Origin of the sequence: uncultured Fretibacterium sp. (assembly GCF_938040765.1) — a bacterium.
GTDB lineage: Bacteria > Synergistota > Synergistia > Synergistales > Aminobacteriaceae > CAJPSE01.
Map to the genome: position 1 here is coordinate 1 of NZ_CALIAA010000237.1, position 5,596 is coordinate 5,596.

At 66.5% G+C, this 5,596-nt stretch carries 6 protein-coding genes; 1 reads left to right on the plus strand and 5 read right to left on the minus strand.

The window, feature by feature from the left end:
* Positions 1-49: 49 nt before the first annotated feature.
* The 5 genes from Q0176_RS08090 to Q0176_RS08110 form a co-directional block, all read right to left on the minus strand.
* Positions 50-514, minus strand: a complete 465-nt coding sequence (locus Q0176_RS08090) for an Hsp20/alpha crystallin family protein (protein WP_299301295.1) — start codon at positions 512-514, stop codon at positions 50-52.
* Between the two features lie 335 nt (positions 515-849).
* Positions 850-2,085, minus strand: coding sequence for a dicarboxylate/amino acid:cation symporter (locus Q0176_RS08095; RefSeq protein WP_299301298.1), 1,236 nt, complete (start codon positions 2,083-2,085; stop codon positions 850-852).
* Between the two features lie 129 nt (positions 2,086-2,214).
* Positions 2,215-2,856: a YigZ family protein gene (locus Q0176_RS08100; RefSeq protein ID WP_299301301.1), complete on the minus strand. Its 642-nt coding sequence runs from the start codon at positions 2,854-2,856 to the stop codon at positions 2,215-2,217.
* Positions 2,857-2,877: 21 nt separating this feature from the next.
* Positions 2,878-3,360 (minus strand): HIT domain-containing protein, encoded by a 483-nt coding sequence (locus Q0176_RS08105; RefSeq protein ID WP_299301304.1) that lies wholly within the window; start codon positions 3,358-3,360, stop codon positions 2,878-2,880.
* Positions 3,361-3,470: 110 nt separating this feature from the next.
* The gene (locus Q0176_RS08110) at positions 3,471-4,223 is read right to left on the minus strand and encodes an HD domain-containing protein (RefSeq protein WP_299301307.1); all 753 of its coding nucleotides are present in this window, start codon (positions 4,221-4,223) and stop codon (positions 3,471-3,473) included.
* A gap of 169 nt (positions 4,224-4,392) precedes the next feature.
* On the opposite strand from Q0176_RS08110, the gene Q0176_RS08115 reads away from it, so the two are divergent.
* Complete coding sequence (locus Q0176_RS08115) at positions 4,393-5,448, plus strand: PQQ-binding-like beta-propeller repeat protein (protein WP_299301310.1); 1,056 nt, start codon at positions 4,393-4,395, stop codon at positions 5,446-5,448.
* The last annotated feature ends 148 nt before the right edge of the window (positions 5,449-5,596 follow it).

Genomic DNA, 5,596 nt, shown 5'->3' on the forward strand with positions numbered 1-5,596 from the left:
GCGGGCCCCGCCTCCACTCGCTCGCCGATCGCCGCGCCCCTCATCCGCGCTACGCCTCAGCGGACACGGCAACCTTTCTGTAGCCCTTCTCCTGGCTCTTCTCCGTCATCTCGACGGTGAGGACCCCGTTCCTGAAGGAGGCCTTCGCGCTCTCCGGGTCCACCTCGACCGGGAAGGAGATCATGCGCTCGACCTTGCCGTAGCTGCGCTCGGACCGGAAGTAGCTCTTGTCCTCGCCGCCCTCCTTCTTCTCGGCGCTCTTCTCGGCGGAGAGGGTCAGCTTGTCGGCGCAGACGTTCAGCTCCACATCCTCGGGCCTGACCCCCGGCAGCTCGGCCTCGACGAAGAGCTTGCCGTCATGCCGGTAAAAGTCCACGTGTACGTTCAGGCCCGCGTCAACGTCAAGGAAGGGCAACGCCCCCATCCTCTCGGCAAGACCCTGCATCCCATGGAACAGAGAAACCGCCGGATCCGAAAACCTGTCGAAGACCACAGGGAAATACCTGCTTTTCATCATGTATCCCTCCAAAATTTTTAGGTTCGGCCCCCTGAGGAGGCCTCCTTGTTTCTGACCAATATGATACTACTGACCTTAATTAACCATATCGTCCATTTTCGTGATTGGCTGATGGTGGGTTTTGCGTAGGGCTCGAGCGTCCTCTCGCCCCCGCTCCGTTACGTTTGAGCACGCCCGCGCTCCGCCGCGGCACTTGGGTGCGGGCTTCCCGGTCAGACCGATCCCCGAGCCCGAAGGGCTCCGCAGAGGGGATAAAAAAACGGCCCGGGACTCCCCCGGGCCGTTCGCGTTATCGCCGTAATAGATGTGGCCGCCGCAACGGGCGCTCCGCGTCAGCCCGCCAGGTTCTCGCCCTCGCTGGCCGCGACCACGGCGCAGACGGCCGTATCGCCCGTGACGTTCAAAGAGGTGCGCGCCGCATCCAGAATGGCGTCGATCCCCGCCACCAGGCCGATGCCCTCGATGGGCAGCCCCACGCTGGTCAGCACCAGGGTCAGCATGATCAGCCCTCCGCCGGGAACGCCCGCCGTCCCGATGGAGCCCAGCGTCGCCGTCACGACGATCCCCACCTGCGCCTGCAGGTCCAGGGGAATGCCGAAGGCCTGTGCCACGAAGAGCGCGCAGACCCCCTGATAGAGCGCCGTGCCGTCCATGTTGATCGTGGCGCCGAGCGGCAGTACGAAGGAGCTGACCCCCTCGGAGACGCCCAGGTTGTCGCGCACGTTCGCGATGGTCACAGGCAGGGTTCCCGAGCTGGAGCGCGTAACGAACGCGGTGATGGCGGCCTCCCGGATCCCCTTGAAATACCACAGGGGCGAACGCCTGCAGAACGCGGAGATCATCCCCGAGTACACCACCGCGGCGTGGAGGGCGCACCCCAGGTACACCGCTCCGATCACCTTGGCGAACGGGGCCAGGATCGCCAGCCCGTACTTGGCCGCCGTCGTCGCGATCAGGGCGAAGACGCCGTAGGGGGCCAGGCCCATAACCATGTGGGTCATGGCGTACATGACCTCGGCCACCGACTCGAAGAAGCCCGCGACGCGACGCCCCCTCTCCCCGGCGAAGATGCAGGCGACCCCGAAGAACAGGGCGAACACGATGATCTGAAGCATGTTGGCCTTGACCATCGCGTCCAGGGGATTGGACGGGAAGATGTCCAGGATGACGTCCGCCAGGGGCTTGGCCTCCTTGGCCGCGGCCGTCACGCCCTCGATGTTCATCCCCACGCCGGGCCGAATGAGGTTGCCCAGCGCCAGCCCGATCACGATCGCCACCGCCGTCGTGAGGAGGTAGAGCACCAGCGTCTTGGCCCCTATCCGCCCCAGCTTCCTCGGGTCCCCGACGGACGCGGAGCCCGCGACCAGGGAGGCGAACACCAGAGGGACGATGAGCATCTTCAGAAGCGTGAGGAATATCCTGCCGACCACGTCCAGCGCCGGCATCACGAAGTCCTTCAAAACCGGAGTCCCCGCAACCGACGGGCCGACCGCAAAGCCGAACACGATGCCCAGGACGAACCCGATGCCGATCTTCCAGAGCAGGGACATGCCTCTTCTGCCGCTCACAACAGATCACCCCTTCGGTTCAAGATGGCCGGGACCTGCGCCCCATCGAGAGGGCCGCGGTCCAGCTGTCTTTATTGTACAGCAAATTCATCGTGCGACAGTGTAATAAAGGGGTGAGATTCGAAAGGGTCAGGCGGACCAGGCATCGAGCGTGCCCCGTGCCCTAAGCTCCTCCAGCGCCGCGAACAGCGCCTCCGAGCGGGACAGGGGGACGGAGGCCCGCACGCAGGCGTCCGTTCCGTAGGTCCACTCCGGGGCATCCCCGGCATCGTGTTCCTCCAGAAGGCGCGTCACTGCGCCGATGGAGGCATAGGGAAGCTGAACCTCGACGGGCCGGGCCACCCTCCGCTCCACGCGCTCCGCCGCGGCCAGGACCCGCTCTGCGGCCAGGCTGTAGGCCTCGATCAGGCCGCGCACCCCCAGCTTGACGCCCCCGAAATAGCGCGTCACCACCACCATGACGTTGACCATGCCGCTCCTTCGGACCGCGCCGAGGATCGGCCGGCCGGCCGTCCCCGAGGGCTCCCCGTCGTCGGAGCAGTATTCCGTCGTGGGATGCGGCCCCAGGAGGTAGGCCCAGCAGTTGTGCGTCGCGTCCCGGTGAGCCGCGTGTATATCGTTCAGAAAGCCGCGGCACCCCGCCTCGTCCCGGCAGGGCGCCAGACAGGCGATGAAGCGCGACCGCCTGATCCGCTCCTCGATCCTCCCGTCGACTCCGACAGGGCCCGACGGCTCAAAGTAAGCGTCCGGCCCCCGCCCGGCTTCACCCATCTCCTAGGACCACGCCCCGGCTCAGACCGAGTCCCAGTCGGCGGCGAGCTCGCGGTAGGTGGCCTCCAGGGACTCGGGGACCACGCGGGTGTCCGCCAGGACGGGCATGAAGTTGTTGTCCCCGTTCCAGCGCGGCACGATGTGACGGTGCAGGTGCCCCTCCACCCCGGCCCCGGCCGGATGCCCCAGATTGATGCCGATATTGAAGCCGTCCGGCCCCATCTTGCGCTTGAGCAGCGCCACCGCGTGCGCCGTGAGCCGGTGCATGTCCGCGGCCTCCGCCTCCGTCAGGGACTCGTAGACGTTGGTGTGCCGGTAGGGCACCACCATCATGTGGCCGGGATTGTAGGGATAGAGGTTCAGGATGACGAAGCAGGACTCCCCGCGGTGCAGGATGTAGCGCTCCGCGTCGCGGCGCTCCGCGGGGAAGTCGCAGAAGATGCAGCCCTCGTGCTTCGGGGCCGCGATGTAGGCCATGCGCCAGGTGGCGAAGATATGCTCCATGAGGCCGCTCCCCTTTTCTCGAAATTTTCGTGAACTTCATCGAGGCGGGCCCCCGGAGGGGAAAACGCCCCTCCCAAGCCCTTCGTCCATTATATCGCGACCCCGCCGCCTCAGGAGTCCGCGGCCCCGGCCAGCCGCTCCAGGACCCTCTGCACGCGCGCGTCGCCGCGGGGAAAGCGTCCGCGGATGTCGTCCAGGATGCCGCTTCTCCTCAGGATGGCCCGAGAGGGCGCGTAGTTGAGGTCGAGCGTCCAGGTCATCTGGATCAGCAGGTAGTCCAGCATGGACGCGGCGTTCGCGTACGAGCCCCTGCCGGTGCGCTCCACCTCGTCGAGCAGGGTCTCCGAGAGCGGCAGGCCCAGCCTGTGGCTGGGCAGCAGCTCCGCCTCCCGCCCCTCCCTCATGCAGCGCTGAACCAGCCGGAACACGTCCAGCTTGTCGGCATCCCTCACCAGGCGGCAGAACGGCAGGACCCCTTCGCCGAGCTCCTCCGGCAGCTCCCGTTTGTTGTGCAGCCGGACGGACTCCAGGATGGCCTCCCGCGCCCCGTCGTCCGCGAGCTCCCGGGGAAGCTCCGCGGCCAGGACCGCATACCCCCGGTCGCCGTGGTCGATGGACTTTCCGTCCTGATAGGTGCGGAAGTCCCGGTATTGGCTGAACCGCCCCGTGTCGTGCAGCAGGCAGGCGGCGACTCCGGTCTCCGCCTGCGCGGCGCCCCAGCCCAGGTCCCGGACCAGCGCCTCCCCCACTCGCATCACGTCGCGGCTGTGGACGTATTTCATCTCCAACATGGGCTCCGTCAGATCGAAGCCCCGCGCGTACGACTCGAACCAGCCTCGTACACCCTCCAGATTCACAACCATGAAAAGACCCCGTTCTCCCGTGTCGCGGCGGAATATTTTCAGTAACTATAACATGGCCCGCCCCCTTGAAACTGCTTATAATATTGAAGCAACGACGCTGCCCGGTCCGGATTTCCCGGGCCCGAAGCGCCGCCGTTACGATCGATCAATATATGGGAGGTTATCGATGATGAGACGCGTTCTTTCTGTAATGCTGCTTTCGCTTCTTGCATGTGCGGCCCCGTTCTTCGGGGACGCGGCCTGGGCCTGGAGCGGCAGGCTCGCCTGGACCTTCAGGGCCGAGGCGCCGCTGACCAGCTCCGTGGCGGTGGCGGGCGGCCTTGTGCTCGCGGGGGACAGCGTGGGCAATCTGTACGCCGTCCACAGCGCCTCAGGGCAGGCCGCCTGGATCTATAACGGGACGAATTCGATCGTCGGCCGTCCGACGGTCGCGGGCAACAAGGTGATCTTCGCCCAGGCGGACGGGACGATAACGTGCCTGTCCCTGAAGAACGGCGACGTCGCCTGGCAGTACGTTCCCCCGGAGGAGAGCTATGCCGCCGAGACGGTGGTCGACGGCGCGGCGGTCGGGGACGGCAAGGTGTTCTTCGTGAAGGGGGACGGCAAGCTCTACGCCATCTCGGCGGTCAACGGCAGGGCCCTTTGGACCTATAACTCCGAGCTGGAGCTGCGCAGCGCCCCAGCCTTCGCCTCCGGGCTCGTCCTGCTGGGCGAGCAGAGGGGCGTCTTCAGCGCCATCAGCCCCGCGAACGGCAAGCGCCTGTGGGGCGGCGGCGCGGGCGGCGCGATCAACACCCCGGCTACCGACGGCGCCAACGTCTACTTCTCCAGCTGGGACGGCTCCGTCCAGAGCGTCCGGATCAAGGGCGTGGTCCCGCAGTGGAAGTCGGACGTCGGCGACCCCATCACGACGGCCCCCTTCATCGGCGGCGGCAAGGTCTTCGTGGGGACGGCGAACGGAAAGGTCGCCGCGCTCGACTCCAGGAGCGGCTCGGTGCTGTGGACCTTCGACACCCAGGGGGGCAACATGGCGGCCCAGCCCGTCTTCGCCGAGGGGCTCGTCTTCGCCGGCGGCGGACAGGGGACGCTCTTCGTCCTCGACGCCGCTTCGGGCACGGAGCGCTTCACCTTCTCGGCCGGGGCCGGCATCAACAGCTCGCCCGCCTTCGCGGGGGGCGTGCTTTACCTGGCCAGCGCGGACGGGAACCTCTACGCCATCAGGTAGCGCACAGCGTATTCGGAGCCTGAAGGAAGCGCCGACCGAGTCGGCGCTTCCTTCAGGCTCCCGAATGTCGTCCATTGAGCCCCCGAATTTCTAAACAGAGAAGCTCCTCTAGGCTGAGTTCCAAGCGAAAGCTGGACAACACTTCTTA

Coding starts and splice junctions, on each gene's coding strand:
- Q0176_RS08090 (WP_299301295.1), bottom strand. CDS start 514: ATGAAAAGCAGGTATTTCCCTGTGGTCTTCGACAGGTTTTCGGATCCG.
- Q0176_RS08100 (WP_299301301.1), bottom strand. CDS start 2,856: ATGGGTGAAGCCGGGCGGGGGCCGGACGCTTACTTTGAGCCGTCGGGC.
- Q0176_RS08110 (WP_299301307.1), bottom strand. CDS start 4,223: ATGGTTGTGAATCTGGAGGGTGTACGAGGCTGGTTCGAGTCGTACGCG.
- Q0176_RS08115 (WP_299301310.1), top strand. CDS start 4,393: ATGAGACGCGTTCTTTCTGTAATGCTGCTTTCGCTTCTTGCATGTGCG.
- Q0176_RS08105 (WP_299301304.1), bottom strand. CDS start 3,360: ATGGAGCATATCTTCGCCACCTGGCGCATGGCCTACATCGCGGCCCCG.